The following is a 19,129-nucleotide window of genomic DNA, read 5'->3' as shown; positions in this document are numbered from 1 at the left end:
GCCTCAGGATCCCGGCGTCACCGGCAGCAGCACCTTTAGGCAGAAGCCGTCGTCGGTGTGCTCGGCGAAGACGTCTCCACCGTGCGCGCGGGCCAGCCCGCGGGCGATCGCGAGGCCCAGGCCGGCCCCCGACGCCACCGCATCCGGCGCGGTGCCGCCGGTGCGGGACGGATCCGAGCGCCAGCCGACCTCGAACATGCGATCCAGGTCTTCGACGGCCACGCCGCTGCCGTGGTCGAGCACAGCGAGCACGAGCCGGTGCGGGGACGGCGACTCCGCGAACACGAGGATCTCGGATCCCTCCGGCGCGTGCCGTACGGCGTTCGTGAGCAGGTTGACGATCACGCGCGTGAGCTGATGCGGGTCGGCCCACAGCACCTGCCCGTCGATGCCCCGCTGCACGATGCGCACCCGGTGCGCCCCTGCCGCGGCGCGCACGTCGGCCACGGCGTCCGACACCACGTCGAGCAGTTCGACCTGCTCGGCGCGCAGCCGCAGCGAGCCCGAAGTGATGCGGGAGAGCTCGAACAGGTCGTCGACCATCCGGCCCATCGTCTCGACCTGGGCGCGCACCTGACCGGGGAACGCCTCCGGATCCGCGAGCCCCGCCTCGGCCGACTCCGCGAGCGCGCGGATCGCGGTAAGCGGAGTGCGCAGATCGTGCGAGATCCAGGCCAGGAAGCGGCGGCGGTCGGAGTCCAGCCGCTCCAGGTCGGCCCTGGCCTCGCTGAGCTTCGCGGACACCTCCGCGAGCTCGGCGGACAGCTCGTCGAACTCGCGCCAGCCGCTGGATCCGCGGGCGACGACGTCGCCCTCGCCGACCCGGCGCACGGCGGCTGTGAGCCCGCGCACCGAGCTCCGCGCCGCCCTCGCGGTGATCCACGCGGTCGCGAGCGCACACAGCAGCGCCGCCCCGAGCACCCACACGAGCACCGTGAAGTCGTGCGCGGACAGGTACATCTCGGCCGAGATCGCGAGCACGCCCGTCGCCAGCGCGAGCACCGACGCGACCCCGACGATCACCAGGCGCAGCGTCAGCCCTGCCCGCCGCGCACGGCGCAGCACGAGCACCGCCGCGCCCGTGACGACCGCCGCACAGGCGAGCGCGGTGAGCAGGATGAGCAGGACGTCCGCGACGCCGAGGGGCATCATGAGCCGGATCCGTCCGCCGAGAACCGGTAGCCGGCGCCCCACTCCGTGAGCAGGTGCAGGGGACGACGCGGATCCTGCTCGATCTTCTCCCGCAGCCGGCGCACGTGCACGGTCACCGTGCTGGCCTCGCCGAAGGACCAGCCCCAGACCTCGCGCAGGATGTCATCGCGGGACAGCACCTCCCCGTCATGCTGCACGAGGTGGGCCAGCAACTCGTACTCGCGCGCGGCGAGCGGCACCTCCGCCCCTCGCACGTGCACCCTGCGACGGGCGGGATCCAGCCGGAAGTCGCCGCGCACGATCTCGCGCGTCGGCGCCGCCGCGCCGCGGGAGCGGCGCAGCAGCGCCCCGACCCGCAGCAGCAGCTCGCGCAGTGCGAAGGGCTTCACCAGATAGTCGTCGGCGCCGGTCTCCAGGCCTTCGATGCGCTGCTCGACCTCGCCGAGCGCGGTGAGCATGATGATCGGCACAGCGGAGCGCTGCCGGGCATCGCGCGCGAGCTCGTCGCCGCTGATGCCCGGCAGCATGCGATCCAGGATGAGCACGTCGGGCGGATCCGCCCGCACCGCGCGCTGCGCCGAGATCCCGTCCCCGAACGCCTCGACGAGATAACCGTTCGCGCCGAGGTAGCGCTCGACCGCAGCGCGCACGGTGGGGTCGTCCTCGACGACCACCACGCGGGGCGGCGCGATCGCTGACGTCTCCATGCTCCGAGGCTAATCCCGCCGCACCTGCCGGATCCCGGTTCCTTACGGCCCTGAAAGAACTCCCCCGCACCGCTTCCGCGCTGCCTAGCGTCGGATCCGTTCTCGACAGCCGGCACGTCCGTCGGCGCATCCACGGAATGGAGCACTCATGCGCAAGATCGCTTTCGCCCCCGCCTCGCTCGGCGCGGCCGTCCTGGCCCTGGGCCTGTCGCTCGCGGGCTGCAGCTCGACGACGGGCGGAGCCTCCCCGTCGTCCGACACGATGTCGACCTCGTCGTCTGCGCCGAGTTCGTCTCCGATGCCGTCGATGGACGCCATGCACAAGACCGGCACGTTCATGGGGCTGAACGGCAAGAACGTGCAGGGCTCCGTGACCCTGTCCGGATCCGAGCTCATGCTCAGCGGCTTCTCCTCCGACGAGGGCCCGGACCTGCACGTGTATCTGACGAACGGCACCGACGAGGCCGCGGTCTCCGCCGGCATGCAGATCGACGCGGTCGCCTTCGACAAGGCCTCGCAGACGTTCATGCTGAGCGGGGTCGACCTCTCGAAGTACACCGATGTCGTGATCCACTGCGACAAGGCCAAGGCGGTGTTCGGGGCCGCTCCGCTCTCATGACCGCGACCGCGGTGCGGGTCGACCGTGGGGAGCCGGCCCGCACCGCACCCTGGCTGCTCGCCTCCGCGCTTTTGGGCACAGCGGCCCGGATCGCGGCGGGCGTGCTGTGGCTGAACGAGGGGATCCTGAAGTACCGGGCGGGATTCGGATCCGCCGACATCCTGCTCGTCGCCCAGAGCGCTGCGGGCAACAGCCGTGTGCCGTTCTTCTTCCGCCCTCTGGGCGCGCTCATGCAGGCCGCGCCCGGTCTGTTCGGCGTCGCGATCCCCGCGCTCGAGGCGGCGCTGGGGGTGCTGCTGGTGCTCGGCCTGGGTCGCGTGCTGACCGCGATCACGGCCCTCGGATCCATCGCCACCCTGATGCTCTACTGGTCGTCGGATCAGCTCATCGCGCAGTACCCGGCGATGGTGCTGCTCTCCGCCGCCGTGCTGGCGCTGCCGTGGTCGGGCCGCGTCGGCGTCGCCTGGTGGTGGGGACGACGACGGACGCGGACGCCGCGCCCGCGGTGACGGGTGCGGGCGGCGTCGTCAGCCCCGACGGAACCAGCGCCTCCTCGGTTCGGGCGGCGAGGGCTCCGCGGCGCGGGCCGCTGCCCGGCGCTCGTGCCACGCCTCGATCTCGGCGTCGATGTCGCGGGGCTTGGTCACCACGGGCGGCCCGCCGAGCAGCTGGCGCCGCGCCTCGATCACGCGCCGGTTGAAGTCCTCCAGCACCGCGCGCACGTCGCTCTCCCGGCGCAGGGCATCGAGCTGGGCGCCGAGCTCGCGATCCTCCACGCGGAGCATCAGCGCCGGCGGACCGAGACCGGTGAGCTTCTCGCGCTCGATCTTGCGACGGATCCACCAGTCCGGATCGTGATGGTCCCCGAGACCGGGGATCGGCTTGCCCGCCCCCGGCAGATCGTCGAACTGACCCTGCCGCATCGCGACCTGGATCGCCGTCTCGACGATGGCCGGCATCGTCTCGGCGTTCAGAGCTGCGGGCGGTGCGGACGGATGCCCCGCGGGCTGCCGTGCGCCATCGCGGTCCTGGGCGCTCTGCGCGGCATCGCGGTCTCGGGCGCTCTGCGTCGCGTCGCGGTCTCGGGCGCTCTGCGCGGCATCGCGGTCTCTGACGCTCTGCGCGGCATCGTGCGCGCGGCGCACGCCTTCAGGATCCTTCATCGCGCCTCCTCCGGCTCGCTCACCTCGGGTGGTGCCAGCCTATGCGGCCGCTCACGGATCGGACGAGCGGATCCGGATCGAACGAGCGGATCCGGATCGCGCATCGGCCAGTTCGAGAGCGGTCCTGGTGCCGGTGACGACAGGGAGCGGGGGGCACCATCGTCCTCCACAGGGGCTGGTCCGGGGAAGTTCTTCACAGATCGGAAATGACCTCTGATCTGGAGGTTCGAATGTCGGTGGCCCTCTGTTGAATAGGGGTATGGCATCCACCGCACGCGAGGCTCTGGAGCAGGTCGAGCACCTGCTCCGGGAGGTGTGCGCGTCGCGCGAGCTGACCGGACAGTTCGACGGCACCTCGGACGACGAAGCGATCCGGATCCTGCAGACGCTGGGCCGGACGCAGCGGCTGCTCGACGGCGCGATCACGACCGCGACCGTGCACGCCGTGCATCGCGACGCGGGAGCCGCGTCGACGACGATCAGCACCGCGGCGGGGTGTGCGGACGTGACCGAACTGCTGCGGCGGTCGCTGCGCGTGGATGCGGGCGCGGCCCGCCGGTATGTGCGCGCCGCCGACGCGGTCGGCCGCGACTTCCTGCATTCCTCCGGCGAGCACGGGGCCGCGCGGTATGGGGCGCTCGGGCAGGTGCTGCGCGACGGGGAGATCTCGACGACCGGTCTGCTCGCCGCGATCGGACCGATCGAGCGATCCGGGAACAGGATCAGCGCGGACGCCCGAGGCGCCGTCGACGAGATCCTCGCGACCATGGCGCGCGGTCTCGACCTGCCCGACGAGCACGGCAGGCCCGGCCCCGCGCCGTCGACGGACGAGCTCGCGAACCATGCGCAGGCCCTCATGCTCGCGCTGGACCCCGACGGAGCCGAACCCGACGACCGGAAGGCGGAGCGGAACCGAGGGTTCACGATCGGACGGCTCCGCGACGGGGTGCGTCCAGTGCGCGGCGGGCTGCTGCCCGAAGTCGCGGGGGCATTGGAGCGTCTCTTCGACGCGTTCAACAACCCGGCGGCGACGGATGCTCCGAACCTCACCGGGCGCCTCGACGAGACGGGTGATGACGTCCTCGACGGCCTGGGATCCGAGGGAGCGGCGACGCTCGACGCGCAGAGCGCGGTCCGATTCGTCGAGGTCGAGGAGGATCCTCTCGAGCCGGCGTTCGCCGGCGGCCCGAGCGCGCCGATCGACACCCGCACGCGCGCGCAGCGCAATCACGACAATCTCGCGGCGATCCTGAACATCGCAGCCGGGCATTCCGACATGCCGGACCTCGGCGGCGCAGCCCCGACGCTCGTGGTGTCGGTGGCCGCCGAAGACTACGCGAACGGCACCGGACGCGCGGTCATCGAAGGCTCTGGCACCGATGTGCCCCTCAGCGTCGCTCGGCACACGGCCTGCGCGGGTGGGGTGCAACGCGTACTGTTCGATGAGCGCGGGCAGATCGTCTCGATCGGCACCACGGCGCGCATCTTCACCGCGACGCTGCGTCGTGCGATCCTGCTCCGCGACCGGGAATGCGTGATCCCCGGCTGCCGCGTGCCCGCGACCTGGTGCGAGATCCACCACGTCCATGAGCACGCCGCGGGTGGTCCCACGCACACGAGCAACGGTGTCGCGCTGTGCTGGCACCACCACCGCACCCTCGATGTGTCCGGCTGGCAGATCCGCATGCGCCACGGCGTGCCCGAGATCCGCGGCCCCGCGTGGTGGGATCGCACCCGCACCTGGCACCGCCCTCGCACCCGTGGAGGCACCCCCGGTGCCGTCCGAAGACTCCTCGCCACCGCCCTCGCCCCGCCGGGATGAGAACCGAGGCGCACGGTGTCCCCGGCCGCCTCTAGGCTCGTACAGTGCCCTCCCCGACGCCGAACCCGAGTCCGGGTGACAGACCGCGCCCGAGCGGGGCACCGACCCTGAACCGCGAGATCGTCCGCCTCGCCGTGCCCGCCCTCGGCGCGCTCGTGGCGGAGCCCGCGTTCCTCATGGTCGACGCGGCGCTCGTCGGGCACCTCGGCACCACACCGCTCGCGGGGCTCGGCATCGCGTCGGCGATCCTGCAGACCATCGTCGGACTCATGATCTTCCTGGCCTACTCGACCACGCCCGCGGTGGCACGCCGGTTCGGTGCGGGCGACCACGGCGACGCCGTGTCGGTCGGCATCGACGGCATGTGGCTCGCGCTCGGCCTGGGCGCGGTGCTGGCAGTGATCGGCTCTCTGCTCACCCCCGCGGTGATCCCGCTGTTCGGCGCCACTCCGGAGGTCGCGGCGCAGGCCGCCGCCTATCTCGCACCTTCCATGTGGGGTCTGCCCGCGATGCTCGTCGTGTACGCCGCGACGGGGCTGCTGCGCGGCATGCAGGACACCATCACCCCGCTGTGGATCGCGGGGATCGGCTTCGCCGCGAATGCGCTGCTGAACTGGCTCTTCATCTACGGGTTCGGTTGGGGCATCGCCGGATCCGCCTTCGGCACCGTCGTCGCGCAATGGGGCATGGTCGGCGCCTACGTGCTCGTGATCGGGCGCCTGGCGCGCCGGCACGAGGCCTCGGTCGCACCGGAGTTGAGCGGAATCCGCGGATCCGCGCGCTCCGGGGGATGGCTGTTCCTGCGCACCGTGAGCCTGCGGGTGGCGCTGCTCGCGACCGTGGGCATCGCCACCGGCATCGGCACGCGCGAGCTCGCCGGCTGGCAGGTCGTGTTCACGATCTTCTCCGCCGCGGCCTTCGCGCTGGACGCGCTCGCGATCGCCGCACAGGCCCTCATCGGGAAGAGCCTGGGCGCCGAGGATCCGAACGGGGCACGGCACGTGCTCGCCCGCACCGTCGCCTGGGGCGCCTGGTTCGGGGTGATCGTCGGAGTTCTCATCGCCGCGCTGTCGTCGGTCATCGGGCTCGCCTTCACGGGCGATCCGGCGCTCGCCGCACTGATCCAGCCCGCCCTCATCGTGCTCGCGATCGCGCAGCCGATCGCCGGCATCGTGTTCGTGCTCGACGGAGTGCTCATGGGCGCCGGCGACGCGCGCTACCTCGCCCTCGCCGGCGGCCTGAACCTCGTGCCCTTCCTGCCCGCGCTCGCGATCATCGCCGCGACCGGGGTGAACGGCGTCGCAGGCGTGATCTGGCTTTCAGTCGCGTTCTTCGGCGTCTACCTGTGCGCGCGGCTCGCCACACTCGGCCTGCGCGTGCGGACCGGACGCTGGCTGACCGTCCCGGTGTGACGAGATCCACCTCACCCCCGCTCCTGAGGAGGGGCCTCGATTCGGGCATTCGGTCCGCGCAGCAGGGATCCTCGCCGGGTTGTGCACCGATTCCGTCGTGTGCCGGTCAGAGGCTCTCGTTCCCTGGCACTCTGGGCGGATCCGCGCGACACTGAGGGGGTGCTGACCATGAATGAACCGCAGGTGTGGACCCTCATCGGAGTGTTCGCGGCCGGGATGTTCGGCATGATCACGATCATCACGACGATGTTCACGCGCGTCGTCCGGAGCGAGATCAGCGGGCTCCGGTCGGAGCTCAACGGCGGGCTGTCCGAGTTGCGCACCGACCTCAAGGGCGACATCGCGGAACTGCGCACGGAGGTCCGCAACATCGACCGCGACGTCAGCGCCCTCATGAAGCACACCTTCGGCATCGACCGCGACTGAGAACCCTCATCGCGCGCTGCGATGCAGCTCGCGCTCCTCGATCGCGTCGAGCTCCGCTGTCGCCCGCGCCCGCAGGGTGTCCGACAGCCCGCGATCGCCGATCGCCCTCGGCGCCGCGGGACGTCCCTCGGGCCGGCCGCGGTGCATCGCGTAGCCCCAGGTGGCGAAGCCGAGCAGCGGCCCCCACAGCCAGAACGGCAGCACGAGCAGCAGCTCCAGCACACCCACCGCCAGCGCACCGCCATTCGTCGCAGCGACGCGGACCAGGTCCACACCCCCCACGGTGAACATCACCGCTACAAAGGAAGCCGCGACCACCGCGAGTCCGGCGGGCACCGGACGACCACCGACCCCGGCCATCCACTGCGGGAAGCGGTCCGCCCATGGCAGGCACAGTGCGAGCGTGAGCAGTCCCGCCGCGAGCATCGCCCCGCCGAGCAGCAGGCCCACCATGCGGATGTCCGGCGCCAGCGCACCCGCCGGAGCGAGCAGCGGCCACGGCGTCAGCCACGTGAGACGGCAGAACACGTAGGGCAGAGCGCACAGCGCCGCCGCGATGGTGATGGCCCGCCGATGCCTCAGCACACCGGCGGCGAACCGGCCTCGCACGGCGGGCTCGCCGATCGCCCAGGCGGCGAGCGCGCACGCAGCGACCAGGTGCGCGAACGAGACCGCCAGTTCGCCGAGCCTCGGAGCCAGCGCCTCCAGCACGCGAGGCGCGAACGTCGCCAGGGGCAGCCGGAGCGCTGCGAGCACGAGGACGCCGGCGACGAGCGCGATCCCGATGACTCCGATCACGGGCCGCCGCACGGTCAGCAGGACGAGTCCCACGACGACCAGCCCCGCCACCACCAGCACGAACGAGTACCCGGCCACCGGGATGATCCCTCCGGGGATCAGCGCCGCCACCAGCAGCGCCACGATCACCGCGGCAACGCGCAACCCTCCCGGCGCCGCGCCGACGACGACTCCGTCGCCGCCCCCTCGTTGTCCGCGCAGTCCGAGCACCCCGACGGCCACCGCGGCGAGCCCTGCCGCGATCGACACCGCCGCGGCCATGGGCGCTCCGACGACGGTGGCGGCGAGGCTGGGTGCCGCCCCCGTGGGGACGACGCCCGGGACGAGGAGTCCGATCGCACCGAGAAGGGCGACGACCGCTCCGAGTGCAAGGGCGACGATCAGCAGCACGACACGCGTTCTGTTCCTCATGCCCCGAACGCTACGGATCCGGGACCGCCCTCCGCGTCGCCCTCGAGGACGGTTCCGGGTCACCCGCGGGGATGACCTCCGGCACGCGCGCCTACCGGCCGGGGCGGCGGACTCCGTTCTCGTACGCCCAGATCACGACGTGCAGACGGTCGGCGAGCCCGAGCTTCGCGAGGATCGCCTTCACGTGCGTCTTCACGGTGTTCTCGCTGAGGAACAGGGCGCGGGCGATGTCGTCGTTCGATGCACCGGACGCGAGCGCCTGCACGACCTCGCGCTCACGGCCGCTGAGCGGCGCGAGCGCCGCATCGGGATCGGCCGAGGGGCCGGCCTCCCGCACGAAGCCCAGCAGTGCCGCCGTCGCGCGCGGCGACATCGCGGCATCCCCGGCGGCGGCCGCGACGACCGCGTCGGCGAGATCCTGCGGCGCGGCGTCCTTCGTGAGGAACCCGCTCGCCCCCTCGCGGATCGCCTCGACGACGTACTGATCCAGATCGAAGGTCGTGAGCATGAGGATCCGGACCCCCGGCTTCAACCGCAGGATCTCCCGGGTCGCGGCGATGCCGTCCATCCCCGGCATGCGGATGTCCATGAGGACGACATCGACGGCGTGGCCGCGGACGTGCGCGATGCCCCCGTGCGCATCGGCCGCCGTCGCGACCTCGGCGATGCGCGGATCCCGGCCGAGCATGATCGCGACCGCCTCGCGGAACAGCTCCTGATCGTCCACGAGCAGCACCCGGATCGTCATGCGCCCTCTTCCTCATCCGCCGAGCGCCCCGCGAAGGAGCGTGCGGTTCCCTCCGCCTGCTCCGGCAGCACCGGCAGTTCGGCGCGCAGCAGCCATCCCGGTGATCCCGATCCCGCGGACGAGCTCGATCCATGCCCCGCGGCGACCGCTCCCGACGTGAGCGAGCCGCCCGCCAGCCGGATCCGCTCGCCGAGACTCACCAGCCCGGTCCCGGTGCCGAGATCGGATCCGCTGCGCCCGGATCCGCCGTCGTCCTCGACCTCGGCGACGACCTGTTCCTCCGACCAGGAGAGGCGCACCTCGACACGCACAGGAGGCAGCGCGTGCCGCATGGCGTTCGTGAGCCCCTCGCGCACCGCGCGGTGCAGGGCGAGCGCCGACGCCGGCGCCAGCGCGCGGCGCCCTCCGGTCTCCACGAGGCGGGCCGCGCACGCGGGACTGCGCACCGCGTCGACCAGCTCGGCCAGCGAGTCCGCCGTCGGCAGAGGCTGCTTCGGGGCGTCGCCCTCGGCCGCGACGATCGCGCGCATGCCCCGCAGCGCATCCCGGCCCGTGTCGACGACCACGCCGAGCGCGCTCTCGCTGACCTCGGGTCGCTCGCGCACGAGTGCCCGTGCGACCTCGGACTGCGCGATCATGACCGTCATCGCGTGCGCGACGACGTCGTGCAGCTCGCCGCTGATGCGCATCCGCTCGTCCGCGATCGCCTGCCGCACGCGCACCGCGGTCCGCTCCTCGGCGCGGCTGGTCGCGGATCGCACCAGCAGACCGCAGGCCCACGCGGCGGTCGCGCTGGCCGCGAGTCCGAGGAAGGCGCCGAGTCGCAGCAGTGCGACGTCGACGCCGGCCGCGGAACCGAATGTGGGCTCGGCGAGCGCGATGATCCCGGCGCCGGCGAGTCCGACGCCCAGGGCGACGACGGAGAGCCGCGCCCTCTCGCGCGCTGCGACCTGGGCGAGGCACAGCAGATACGCGACCGCGGACGGGTGCATGACGGCGGAGGCTTCGCGCGCCGCGGGGATCAGTACGAGCAGCAGCATCACGGTGCTCGCGACGAGGAAGCCGACGACCGGGCGCCGCACCGACAGCAGCGAGGCGCCGTGCAGCGCAGCGAAGCCCAGCGCGAGGCCGATGAGCACCGGAAGGGCGGGGTGCGGGGCCGACCAGGCGAGCGAGGCGAGGCTGATCGGCAGCAGCACGACGAGGGCGGCCAGCGTCACGATCAGTGAGGCGCCGCTGCCGCGCACGCCGATCCGCGCCTTCTCCGTCCGCACGTCCCCATGCTGGCACGCTGTCGCGCGGGTGTCCTCACCCGCGCGAGCGACCCGCATCGGCGGACGGACCCGGGCTCCGCCGGGCCGAGGTGCAGGATCAGCCGGCGTGCCTCCGGCACCACTCGTACATGATCACGGCCGCCGCGGCGCCGGCGTTGATCGAGCGGGTGGATCCGTACTGCGTGATCTCGACGTGCCCCGACGCCGCGGCGAGCGCCTCCTCGGAGAGGCCAGGGCCCTCCGCGCCGAACAGCAGCACGCAGCGCTCCGGAAGGTCCGCCCGGTCCACCGGGACCGCGCCGTCGAGGTTGTCGGCGGCGATGATCGGAATGCGCTCGGCCTCCGCCCACGCGGTGAACGCCTGCACCGTCTCGTGGTGCAGGACGTGCTGATAGCGGTCAGTGACCATGGCGCCCCGGCGGTTCCAGCGCCGCCGCCCGATGATGTGCACGGTGTCGGCGAGGAACGCGTTCGCGCTGCGCACGATCGATCCGATGTTCATGTCGTGCTGCCAGTTCTCGATCGCCACGTGGAATGCGTGCCGTCGGGAATCGAGGTCGGCGACGATCGCGTCCATGCGCCAGTAGCGGTAGGCGTCGACGACGTTGCGGCGGTCGCCGTGGGCGAGCAGGTCGGGATCGAAGTGCTCCCCCGCGGGCCAGGCGTCAGCACCGCCCGGCCAGGGGCCGACACCGTGCTCGACGGGCTCGGCCGGCTCCTCCGCCGTCGTCGCTGACTCGCTCTCGGGCGCCGGATCCTGCATCCCGCCAGCGTAGCCGCGGCGGGGGGAGGGAGTGTGCTCCGATGCGGTACACCCGGGCGGTGCGCTCCGGAGAGGTGTGCTCCAGCGCTGCCGGCACCTCGGATCCGGATATTTCGGTGTGCCTAAAAATGAGATAGGTTTTCGGTGTGCCTAAAACTACGGTGACCATCGCACCCCCGCGTTCCGACATCCCCGCTTCCGCTCGGGGCGCGGCGCTGCTCGGCCCCGCCCTGGTCGCCGGAGTGGCCTATGTGGATCCGGGCAACGTCGCGAGCAACATGACCGCCGGCGCCCAGTACGGCTACCTGCTGGTGTGGGTCGTCGTCGTGGCCAACGTCATCGCCTGGCTCGTGCAGTACCTCTCGGCCAAGCTCGGGGTCGTCACCGGACGCAGCCTGCCCGAGATCCTCGGCGATCGGCTGAAGCACAAGGCGGCGCGCCGGGCCTACTGGGTGCAGGCCGAACTCGTCGCGATGGCGACCGACATCGCGGAGGTGATCGGCGGGGCCGTCGCGCTGCAGCTGCTGTTCGGGATCCCGCTCCTGCTGGGCGGGGTCATCACGGGGGTCGTCTCGATGGCGCTCCTCATGCTGCAGGGACGCCGCGGTGCGCGGCCGTTCGAGTTCGTCGTGATCGGGCTGCTCGCGATCGTCACGATCGGCTTCCTCGCGGGGCTCTTCGTCGCACCGCCCGATCCCACGGCGACCCTCGGGGGCCTCGTCCCGCGCTTCGCCGACACCGGCTCGGTGCTGCTGGCGACCTCGATCCTCGGCGCCACGATCATGCCGCACGCGATCTACGCCCACTCCGCCCTCACCCGCGACCGCTTCGGCACGGTGCCGCTGCACCCGGGCGGGGATCCGGAGACGCCTCGTCGCACGCCGATCGCACGCCTGCTCACCGCGACCCGCTGGGACGTCACGCTCGCGATGGTCGTGGCCGGGGCGGTCAACGTCGGGATGCTCCTGCTCGCCGCGGCGACCCTCCCCGGGGTGAGCGGCACGGACTCCCTCGAGGGCGCGCACGCCGCGATCAGCGCCCAGCTCGGTCCGGTGATCGGCGTCCTGTTCGCGGTCGCCCTGCTCGCTTCGGGCCTGGCGTCGACCGCCGTCGGCGCCTACGCCGGCGCCGAGATCATGCACGGGCTGCTCCGCATGCGGATCCCGATGGTCACGCGCCGGCTCGTCACGCTCGTCCCGGCGCTGGCGATCCTCGCGCTGGGCGTCGACCCGACCTTCGCCCTCGTGCTCAGCCAGGTCGCGCTCTCGTTCGGGATCCCGTTCGCGCTCGTGCCGCTCGTCGTGCTCACCGCGCAGCGCCGGACGCTGGGCCGCCACGCGAACCGTCTGTGGACCACGGTCGCCGGATCCGTCGCCGCGGTCCTGCTCATCGCCCTCAACGCGCTCCTGCTCTGGCTGCTCTTCACCGGCTCCTGACCCCGGCTCCGCCCCTGCCCTCCTCCTTGACCGTGAGACTCCAACTCCGCGACGAGACTGCGTTCCAGGACCGCAGTCTCGTCGCCCAGATGGAGTCTCGCGGTCAAGAGGGGCCGGGGGGCGGGGCAGTCGCGGCGGGCGCGCGGTCGGGGGGCACAGCGGGCGCGGGTAGGCTCGAGGGATGGCCAGATCCCGCCGCCCGTCCGCCGCGCAGCGCGCCGCCGAGAAGGCCGAAGCGCAGGCTGCCGCGCGCCGGGCCGTGCGGATCTGCACCTGGGCGTCGCTCGTCACCGCCGCCCTGGGGATCCTGCTCCTCGCCCTGCCGAGACTGCTGCCCGTGGGCAGCCCCTGGGTGCAGCTCGTGCTCGGCGCGCTGACCCTGATCCTGTCGTTCCGCGCCCGCGCGATCGGCATGCGCGGCGTCGAGGGCTTCGACGGCCGCATGTCCCTGATCGGCGCTCTCGCCGGGTTCGCGATCATGTTCTTCGCCGGCCAGGCCGCCTTCGCGGTCCTCTCCGCCGTCGCCCACTGACCCTCATCTTCCGCGTCGTCCCCGTGAGCGGGCCCCCTGGGGTGCGCTCACGGGGACGACGCGGAAGTGGGAAGCGCGACGGCGGCGGTTAGGGTGGAGGGGTGGCATCCCCCGCGGCCGACGACTACCTGAAGACGGTGTTCGCGCACACCGAATGGCAGCCGACCCCGATCACGCCGTCGCAGCTCGCGGCGAAGCTCGGGATCGCCCCGTCCAGCGTCACCGAGATGGTGAAGAAGCTCGCGGCGTCGGGCCTCGTCTCGCACGTGCCCTACGGAGCGGTGCGCCTCACGGACGACGGCGAGCAGCGCGCGCTCGCGATCATCCGCCGGCACCGCCTCATCGAGACCTGGCTCGTGCGCGAGTTCGACTACGCCTGGGACGAGGTGCACGACGAGGCCGAGGTGCTCGAGCACACCATCAGCGACCGCCTGCTCGAGGGCATCGACGCCCGTCTGGGCCGGCCGCGCTTCGACCCGCACGGCGACGCGATCCCCGATGCCGCAGGCCGCATCGAGCGCGAGCCCTTCGTGCTGCTCGCCGACGCCTCGTCAGGACACCCGGGCCGCGTCCTGCGGGTGGACGACCGGGATCCCGAGCTGCTGCGCACCCTGGAGTCCGCGGGGCTGGCGATCGGCGGCGAGGTCGTCGTGATCCCCGGCGGCCTGCGGATCGACGGTGCGGACGTCCCCCTCCCCGACGCCGCATCCGAGGTGGTCTGGCTCTCGACCTGACGCCCGTCGTCATCCGCCCGTAACCCGGCGGTCCTAGGCTGTGTGCATGGTCGAACGTGCGGATATCGAATGCTGGCTCACCGACATGGACGGCGTGCTCGTGCATGAGAACGACGCCCTGCCCGGCGCCGCCGACCTGCTGGCCGGATGGGAGCGCGACGGGATCCCCTACCTGGTCCTCACGAACAACTCGATCTTCACCGCGCGCGACCTCTCCGCCCGCCTGCGCTCGAGCGGCCTGCACGTGCCGGAGGAACGGATCTGGACCTCGGCGCTCGCGACCGCCGACTTCCTCAAGCAGCAGCTGCCCGGCGGTTCCGCCTTCGTGATCGGCGAGGCCGGGATCCTCACCGCCCTGCACGAGGCCGGCTTCATCATGACGGAGACGGATCCCGACTTCGTCGTGGTCGGCGAGACCCGCAACTACTCGTTCGAGGCGATCACGAAGGCGATCCGGCTGATCGAGGGCGGCGCCCGCTTCATCGTCACGAACCCCGACGCGACGGGCCCCAGCGCCGACGGCCCGATGCCGGCGACCGGTGCGATCGCGGCCCTCATCACGAAGGCGACGGGCAAGGATCCGTACGTGGTCGGCAAGCCGAACCCGATGATGTTCCGCTCGGCGCTCAACAAGATCGGCGCGCACTCGAAGAAGACCGGCATGATCGGCGACCGCATGGACACCGACATCGTCGCCGGCATCGAGGCCGGCCTGCACACCGTGCTCGTGCTCACCGGCATCAGCGATCGCGCCGAGATCGAGAAGTATCCGTTCCGCCCGGACGAGATCGTCGGCGGCGTCATCGACCTGGTGCGGGAACTGCCGGAGTCCGGCCCCTCGGCAGGCGCGGCGAACCCCGAGATCGAGGACTGAGCGTTCCGATGGGCGCACTCGACCAGGGCGTGAGGGTCACCGCGGCCGATGCGGCGACCTGGCGCGCGTGGCTGGCCGAGAACCACGCGACGGCGACCGGCGCCTGGCTGGTGCGGCCGCGTCCGGGCAACGACGATGTGCACGTCGGCTACGAGGAGGCGATCCTGCAGGCGCTGTGCTTCGGCTGGATCGACGGGCCGGTGCGCAGCTTGGACGAGCGCATCGGCGGCCTGTGGTTCGCGCCGCGGCGCGCGTCCAGCGGCTGGGCCGCGACGAACAAGGCCCGCGTGGCGCTGCTCGAGGAGGCCGGGCTGCTCGAGGCCGCGGGCATCCGCGCGATCGAGGTCGCCAAGGCGAACGGCGCCTGGACCGTGCTCGACGGCCCCGAGGCGGGCATCGAGCCCGACGACCTCATCGCCGCCCTCGACCTGTCTCCGGCCGGCCGTGCGGGCTGGGACGCCTTCCCGCCCTCGGCGAAGAAGGTCGGCCTGACGCAGATCGCGATGGCGAAGCGGGCCGAGACCAGGGCCGCCCGGATCGCGAAGATCGTCGCCGATGCGGCGGAGGGGAAGCGGCCATGACCTCCAATCCGATCATCTGGGTCGCGGCCGTCATCGCCCTCGGCACGCTGGCCGCGTGGATCGTGCAGATCGTGCTCAGCCGGCGCCGCCGCGACGACGGCCGCGGTCCGTGGTGGGAAGGCCCCTGGGACGAGGACGAGCGGGACCGCTGAGCGCCCGCCCCCTGGAGCGCCAGGACCGCCGGCAGCGCCAGCAGCGCCGGCGGGCGACCGCCGATCGGCGGGGCGCGCGCTTCAGCCGAGCGCCCGCGGATCCGCCGAGCGAGCGCCTCAGTCCAGCGTGAGCGATGCGATCCCGGCGACCGGCTCCGGCAGCCGGAGCGGACCGGATCCGGGCGTGATCGTGCCGAGGATCCGCGGCGCCGTCGCGCCGGTCGCGCCGGGCAGCACGGCGGGGACGCCGTGCAGCGTGCACCAGCCGATCAGCGCGAACAGGATCGCCTCCTTGGCGTCGGCAGGAGCACCCAGCGCGTCGGCGGAGACGACCTCGATGCCGTCGAGCGCGGCGCGCAGACCATCCATGACGACCGGGTTGTGCACCCCACCGCCGGAGACGGCGAGGAGGGCCGCGCCGCGCGCCGCGATGTCGCGGGCGACCGTTCGCACCGTGAGCTCGGTGAGCGTCCGCACGAGGTCGGCATCGGCGATGCCACGCCCGTGCGCGGCGACGTGCTCGCGCACGTACGCGAGATGGAAGTGCTCCTTGCCCGTGCTCTTGGGGGCGGGCAGCGCGTAGTAGGGGTCGTCCAGGAGCGCGGCGAGGAGCCCCTCGTCCACTCGGCCGGCCGCGGCGATCCGGCCGTCGGCGTCGTAACCGCGCTCGTCGAGGCCGCGGTCCTGGATCACCGCGTCGATGAGCGCGTTCGCCGGGCCGATGTCGTAGCCGAGCACCGGACCGGATCCGACCACGGTGACGTTGGCGATGCCGCCCAGGTTGAGCGCGGCGGCGACGCCGCCCTCGGCGACGGCGTTCCGCAGCAGCAGGTCGTCGAGGAGCGAGACGAGCGGCGCGCCCTGCCCGCCGTCGACGATGTCGCGGATGCGCACGTCGGAGACGACCGGGGCGCCCGTGCGCTCCGCGATCCACGCGGGCTGTCCGATCTGCAGCGTGCCGCGCGCGCGACCCTCCTCGATCCAGTGGAAGACGGTCTGCCCGTGCGAGCACACGGCGTCCACCCCGCCCACCGCATCCGCCGCCGCAGCCGCGGCCTCCGCGAACGCCTGGCCGATCAGCGTGTCGAGCTCGCACACCTCGGCGAGGGTCGTGGCGGCCGGGGGCAGCGCGGCGACGAGACGGGCGCGCAGCTCCGGTGCATACGGGGTCTCGGCCGTGTGCAGCACGGTCCCCCGCAGCGCGGCGCCGTGCGGCCCGGCACCGTCGACGCGGAACTCCACGACAGCGGCGTCGATCCCGTCGTGGGATGTGCCGGACTGCAGCCCGAGGACGCGCATGATCAGGACAGCACGAGCGCCGCGGCGCCGATGAGCGGCCCCTCGTCGCCGAGCCCCGAGCGCACGACGCGCGTGCGGCGGGAGTAGTCGTGCTGGGCACTCTCGACGAGAGCCGCCTGCACGAGGTCGATGTAATCGTCGGCGACGCGGGAGAAGCCGCCGCCGATCGCGACGACCTCCAGGTCCACGAGCGTCGACGCATCCGCGAGCGCCGCACCCACCGTGCGGGCGGAGCGCTCGATCGCGGCGCGCGCGATCGCGTCGCCGGCCCTCGCGTCGCGGGCCAGGTCCTCGCCCTGCTGCCCGGTCCATCCCTGCGTGCGGGCCCAGGCCACACTCGCGGGACCGGAGGCGACCTGCTCGACCGTGAGCTCCGCCGTCGCGTGCACCTGGCCGAGATGACCGGCGTTGCCGGAGGATCCGGGCAGGTAGCGGCCGTCCACGACGAACCCTCCGCCGACGCCGGTCGACACCACGATCGAGAGCGATGCCGCCGCTCCGCGCGTGGCGCCGTACCGCGCTTCGGCGAGAGCGAGGCAGCCGCCGTCGTGTGCGAGCACGGTCTCGACCGGAGCACCGTGCACCGCCTCGGCAGCCGTCCGCACGGCGTCGCGCAGCCCGAAGCCGTGTGCGGCGGGCATGTTCACGGGCACGATCGTGCCCTGCTCGCGGTCCACCGGACCGGCGCTGCCGATGCCGGCGCCGACCAGCTCGTCCTCGGATCCGCGGCCTGCGAGCGCGTGGGCGACGACCTCGCCGATCGCCGTGCGCAGGGAGTCGAAGGTCGCGTCGGGCCCGGTCGGACGGCGACTGCGCGTGCCGTCCACGACGGTCCCGTCGGCGCGCACCAGAGCGGCCTCGAGCTTGGTCCCGCCCACGTCGACGGCGAGCGCGACCCGACGGTCCTCGGCTGCGGTCCGTTCGCCGGCCGCCGCACCGGTCTTCGCGTCGGTCACTGCGGGTCGAGTCCGAGGTCGTCGAGATCGATCGCGGCGAGCCACTGCAGGCCCGCGGCCTCGATCGCGGCCTGCGCGCCGGTCTTGCGGTCGACGATCGAGATCACGGCGACCGGCTCGGCGCCGGCGGCCCGCAGCACCTCGACGGCCTTGAGCGGGGATCCGCCCGTGGTCGAGGTGTCCTCGACGACCACGACGCGCTTGCCTGCGACATCGGCGCCCTCGATCTGACGTCCGCGGCCGTGGTCCTTGGGCTCCTTGCGCACCACGAAGGCGTCGACCGGGGATCCGGCGCGCACCGACTCGTGCAGGACGGCGTTCGCGATCGGGTCCGCCCCCAGGGTCAGGCCGCCGACGGCGGCGATGCCGTCGAGACCCTGCATGAGGTCGAGCACGATGCGGCCGATCGCGGGGGCGGCCCGGTGGTCGAGCGTGAGCCGGCGCATGTCGACGTAGTAGGTCGCCTGCTTCCCGCTGGCCAGCGTGAAGTCTCCGTGGAACACCGCCTCGTCCTTGATCAGGGCGATGAGGGCCTGGCGGTCGGCTTCGAGTTCGGGGGTGCTGAGCGTCACGGCACAAGTCTAGGGCGCGCCCTCCCGGCCCGAGCAGAGGAGAACCGGCGGCAGGCAGGCGACAGCCGGGGATGTGCGGCCTAGAGTGGCCGTATCCGCGCTCAGAGGAGGATCGCATGCTCGATGTCGACACCTACGCCGCCCTCGCCCGGCTGAAGCCGGTGCCCCCGCTGGAGCTCTCCAGCCCCGACTTCGATGCGGACGGGCCGCTGCCGGTCTGGGCGTGGTCGGAGTCCCGCGGCGGGGTCGACCGCTCCCCCGCGCTGGTGTGGGGCGAGCCGCCGGCCGGCACCAGGAGCTTCGCCCTCTCGGTCTACGACCCTGACGCCCCGACCGGATCCGGGTTCTGGCACTGGGCGGTCGCGAACATCCCCGCCGACGTGCGCTCGCTGCCGGCGGGTGCGGGCGACGGGGAGCCCGGATCCCTCCCGGCCCAGGCGATCACCCTGCCGAACGAGGCCCGGCTGCAGCGCTACATCGGCGCCGCCCCGCCCGCCGGCACGGGCGTGCACCGCTACGTCATCACGGTCGATGCGCTCGACATCGAGGAGATCGACCTCGACGGCGACGAGACGCCCGCCTACCTCGGCTTCAACAGGCATTTCCACGTGCTGGCGCGCGGGATCCTGGTCGGCACGGCGGATCCCTCCGACCGCTGAGCGGGTCGGATGGGATACCAATTCTCGGGTATTTCTTTC

Annotated in this window: 22 protein-coding genes; 12 read left to right on the top strand and 10 right to left on the bottom strand. The window is 72.7% G+C overall.

The features are described from left to right. Window positions 1-3 precede the first annotated feature (3 nt). Both ACIPY5_RS16130 and ACIPY5_RS16125 read right to left on the bottom strand, forming a co-directional pair. Window positions 4-1,152 carry a sensor histidine kinase gene (locus tag ACIPY5_RS16130; RefSeq protein ID WP_400972404.1) on the bottom strand — a complete coding sequence of 383 codons (1,149 nt, stop codon included), beginning with the start codon at window positions 1,150-1,152 and terminating at the stop codon, window positions 4-6. Then, window positions 1,149-1,859: a response regulator transcription factor gene (locus tag ACIPY5_RS16125; RefSeq protein ID WP_400972402.1), complete on the bottom strand. Its 711-nt coding sequence runs from the start codon at window positions 1,857-1,859 to the stop codon at window positions 1,149-1,151. Before ACIPY5_RS16125 ends, ACIPY5_RS16130 begins: the two co-directional genes overlap by 4 nt. Window positions 1,860-2,007: 148 nt before the next feature. Here ACIPY5_RS16125 and ACIPY5_RS16120 point away from each other — a divergent pair, with 148 nt between their 5' ends. Continuing rightward, a complete protein-coding gene (locus ACIPY5_RS16120; RefSeq protein WP_400972400.1) occupies window positions 2,008-2,478 on the top strand; it encodes a DM13 domain-containing protein in 471 nt (156 codons plus the stop codon). Beyond that, window positions 2,475-2,987 carry a hypothetical protein gene (locus ACIPY5_RS16115; RefSeq protein ID WP_400972398.1) on the top strand — a complete coding sequence of 171 codons (513 nt, stop codon included), beginning with the start codon at window positions 2,475-2,477 and terminating at the stop codon, window positions 2,985-2,987. Before ACIPY5_RS16120 ends, ACIPY5_RS16115 begins: the two co-directional genes overlap by 4 nt. An 18-nt stretch (window positions 2,988-3,005) precedes the next feature. On the opposite strand, the gene ACIPY5_RS16110 is transcribed toward ACIPY5_RS16115, so the two are convergent. Further along, entirely contained in the window at window positions 3,006-3,641 is a 636-nt protein-coding gene (locus tag ACIPY5_RS16110; protein ID WP_400972396.1) for a DUF1992 domain-containing protein, read from the bottom strand. A gap of 259 nt (window positions 3,642-3,900) precedes the next feature. On the opposite strand from ACIPY5_RS16110, the gene ACIPY5_RS16105 reads away from it, so the two are divergent. From ACIPY5_RS16105 to ACIPY5_RS16095, 3 genes are all read left to right on the top strand, one after another. Next, entirely contained in the window at window positions 3,901-5,463 is a 1,563-nt protein-coding gene (locus ACIPY5_RS16105) for a DUF222 domain-containing protein (RefSeq protein ID WP_400972394.1), read from the top strand. 44 nt (window positions 5,464-5,507) lie between these two features. Beyond that, window positions 5,508-6,875, top strand: a complete 1,368-nt coding sequence (locus ACIPY5_RS16100; RefSeq protein ID WP_400972392.1) for an MATE family efflux transporter — start codon at window positions 5,508-5,510, stop codon at window positions 6,873-6,875. 168 nt (window positions 6,876-7,043) lie between these two features. Then, window positions 7,044-7,301 carry a hypothetical protein gene (locus ACIPY5_RS16095; RefSeq protein ID WP_400972390.1) on the top strand — a complete coding sequence of 86 codons (258 nt, stop codon included), beginning with the start codon at window positions 7,044-7,046 and terminating at the stop codon, window positions 7,299-7,301. Window positions 7,302-7,307: 6 nt separating this feature from the next. On the opposite strand, the gene ACIPY5_RS16090 is transcribed toward ACIPY5_RS16095, so the two are convergent. From ACIPY5_RS16090 to ACIPY5_RS16075, 4 genes are all read right to left on the bottom strand, one after another. Continuing rightward, window positions 7,308-8,510, bottom strand: coding sequence for a hypothetical protein (locus ACIPY5_RS16090; protein ID WP_400972388.1), 1,203 nt, complete (start codon window positions 8,508-8,510; stop codon window positions 7,308-7,310). A 91-nt stretch (window positions 8,511-8,601) separates the two neighbouring features. Further along, window positions 8,602-9,258, bottom strand: coding sequence for a response regulator (locus ACIPY5_RS16085; protein WP_400972386.1), 657 nt, complete (start codon window positions 9,256-9,258; stop codon window positions 8,602-8,604). Continuing rightward, entirely contained in the window at window positions 9,255-10,532 is a 1,278-nt protein-coding gene (locus ACIPY5_RS16080) for a sensor histidine kinase (RefSeq protein ID WP_400972384.1), read from the bottom strand. The genes ACIPY5_RS16085 and ACIPY5_RS16080 overlap by 4 nt, the downstream gene beginning before the upstream one ends. A 97-nt stretch (window positions 10,533-10,629) precedes the next feature. Further along, on the bottom strand, window positions 10,630-11,295 hold the full coding sequence (locus ACIPY5_RS16075) for a TrmH family RNA methyltransferase (RefSeq protein WP_400972382.1): 666 nt from the start codon (window positions 11,293-11,295) through the stop codon (window positions 10,630-10,632). A gap of 161 nt (window positions 11,296-11,456) precedes the next feature. Here ACIPY5_RS16075 and ACIPY5_RS16070 point away from each other — a divergent pair, with 161 nt between their 5' ends. From ACIPY5_RS16070 to ACIPY5_RS16045, 6 genes are all read left to right on the top strand, one after another. Continuing rightward, on the top strand, window positions 11,457-12,731 hold the full coding sequence (locus ACIPY5_RS16070) for an Nramp family divalent metal transporter (protein ID WP_400972380.1): 1,275 nt from the start codon (window positions 11,457-11,459) through the stop codon (window positions 12,729-12,731). A 181-nt stretch (window positions 12,732-12,912) separates the two neighbouring features. After that, window positions 12,913-13,263 carry a hypothetical protein gene (locus tag ACIPY5_RS16065; protein ID WP_309338479.1) on the top strand — a complete coding sequence of 117 codons (351 nt, stop codon included), beginning with the start codon at window positions 12,913-12,915 and terminating at the stop codon, window positions 13,261-13,263. 101 nt (window positions 13,264-13,364) lie between these two features. Continuing rightward, on the top strand, window positions 13,365-13,997 hold the full coding sequence (locus tag ACIPY5_RS16060; RefSeq protein ID WP_400972378.1) for a metal-dependent transcriptional regulator: 633 nt from the start codon (window positions 13,365-13,367) through the stop codon (window positions 13,995-13,997). A 46-nt stretch (window positions 13,998-14,043) separates the two neighbouring features. Then, window positions 14,044-14,871 (top strand): HAD-IIA family hydrolase, encoded by an 828-nt coding sequence (locus ACIPY5_RS16055; RefSeq protein ID WP_309338485.1) that lies wholly within the window; start codon window positions 14,044-14,046, stop codon window positions 14,869-14,871. An 8-nt stretch (window positions 14,872-14,879) separates the two neighbouring features. Continuing rightward, window positions 14,880-15,452: a YdeI family protein gene (locus ACIPY5_RS16050; RefSeq protein WP_400972375.1), complete on the top strand. Its 573-nt coding sequence runs from the start codon at window positions 14,880-14,882 to the stop codon at window positions 15,450-15,452. Further along, window positions 15,449-15,604 carry a hypothetical protein gene (locus tag ACIPY5_RS16045; RefSeq protein WP_309338490.1) on the top strand — a complete coding sequence of 52 codons (156 nt, stop codon included), beginning with the start codon at window positions 15,449-15,451 and terminating at the stop codon, window positions 15,602-15,604. The genes ACIPY5_RS16050 and ACIPY5_RS16045 overlap by 4 nt, the downstream gene beginning before the upstream one ends. A gap of 117 nt (window positions 15,605-15,721) precedes the next feature. Here ACIPY5_RS16045 and ACIPY5_RS16040 read toward each other — a convergent pair whose 3' ends face one another. Genes ACIPY5_RS16040 through pyrE form a run of 3 tightly spaced genes read right to left on the bottom strand, consistent with a single transcriptional unit; the run spans window position 15,722 to window position 18,431 of the window. After that, window positions 15,722-16,903, bottom strand: coding sequence for an anhydro-N-acetylmuramic acid kinase (locus ACIPY5_RS16040; protein ID WP_400972373.1), 1,182 nt, complete (start codon window positions 16,901-16,903; stop codon window positions 15,722-15,724). Between the two features lie 2 nt (window positions 16,904-16,905). Further along, entirely contained in the window at window positions 16,906-17,859 is a 954-nt protein-coding gene (locus tag ACIPY5_RS16035) for an ROK family protein (protein ID WP_400972371.1), read from the bottom strand. Next, window positions 17,856-18,431: an orotate phosphoribosyltransferase gene (gene pyrE, locus ACIPY5_RS16030; RefSeq protein WP_309338496.1), complete on the bottom strand. Its 576-nt coding sequence runs from the start codon at window positions 18,429-18,431 to the stop codon at window positions 17,856-17,858. Before pyrE ends, ACIPY5_RS16035 begins: the two co-directional genes overlap by 4 nt. A 116-nt stretch (window positions 18,432-18,547) precedes the next feature. Between pyrE and ACIPY5_RS16025 the strand changes: the two genes are divergently transcribed. Beyond that, window positions 18,548-19,090, top strand: coding sequence for a YbhB/YbcL family Raf kinase inhibitor-like protein (locus tag ACIPY5_RS16025; protein ID WP_400972369.1), 543 nt, complete (start codon window positions 18,548-18,550; stop codon window positions 19,088-19,090). Window positions 19,091-19,129: the final 39 nt, after the last annotated feature.

This window comes from Microbacterium sp. NPDC089698 (assembly GCF_044749045.1).
In the GTDB taxonomy this organism is placed as follows: domain Bacteria; phylum Actinomycetota; class Actinomycetes; order Actinomycetales; family Microbacteriaceae; genus Microbacterium.
This window is presented reverse-complemented; position numbering and strand designations above follow the sequence as displayed.